Origin of the sequence: Bartonella sp. AA1HLJMS (genome assembly GCF_042197445.1) — a bacterium.
In the GTDB taxonomy this organism is placed as follows: domain Bacteria; phylum Pseudomonadota; class Alphaproteobacteria; order Rhizobiales; family Rhizobiaceae; genus Bartonella.
Genome location: NZ_JBHIRW010000231.1, coordinates 1 through 966 on the forward strand (window position 1 = coordinate 1; position 966 = coordinate 966).

At 40.2% G+C, this 966-nt stretch carries 1 protein-coding gene; it reads left to right on the plus strand.

The window, feature by feature from the left end:
• On the plus strand, nt 1-966 hold a 966-nt coding region (locus ACFIQE_RS10830), incomplete at both ends, for an ABC transporter substrate-binding protein (RefSeq protein WP_375707747.1).

Here is a 966-nt window from a genome sequence, read left to right on the forward strand (position 1 = left end):
TAGCAGCTCTCTTGTTTCTGCTCTTATGGCATTGGCGATGGTTGCACAACAAGTTTCAGCAAAAACACCCGCTGATACCCTTGTGATGGCTTGGAATCTTGATGCAATTAGTACATTTGATCCCGCACAACTTAATGATGTTTATGGAAGTGAAATTGTTCGCAATGTTTGTGATAATTTGGTCAGTACTGCGACAAATGATCCTGCTAAAATGGTTCCCGCTTTAGCAACACATTGGGATGTTTCAGGTGATGATCACAGTACGGTGATTACTTTTCATTTACGTGATGGTTTGAAGTTTAATGATGGCAGATCAGCCAATGCCAATGATCTTGTTTGGGGTATGAAGCGGATTGTCAAATTGAAGATGGGTAATGCGGCAATTTTTAATGAATATGGAATTACAGAGCAAAATGTTGATGATGCTTTGCAAGCCCCAGATAAGAAAACAGTGGTGATGAAATTTGATAAGCCTTATCCAGCAGAGCTCATTCTTAATAATATTGTTGCAAGTCCGGCAACAGCTTTGCTTGATCGTCAGACAATTATGAAGCATGAAAAAGATGGCGATTTTGGAAATCAGTATTTGAAAAGTCATGCTGCTTGTGTTGGTCCTTATCAGTTAAAAAGTTGGCGCTCTGGAGAAGCTCTTTTGTTGCGTGCAAGCTCTCACTATTGGGGACAAGCGCCTAAACTGAAGCAGATTTTAATTCGCCATGTTGCAGAGCCCGGAACACAACGTTTGTTGTTGCAAAAGCACGATATTGATGTTGCTCGTGATTTGACCCCTGAAGATCTTGCAGATCTGCAAAAAACAACAGATGTTAAAATTGAAGAAGTGTTAGAACCATCTATGATGTACTGGGGATTTAACATGACAAATCCTATTTTTGCTAAGGAAAAAGTGCGTTTGGCGATGCGTTATCTCATAGATTATGAAGGTCTTGGCAAGAAGCTTCTCAAAGG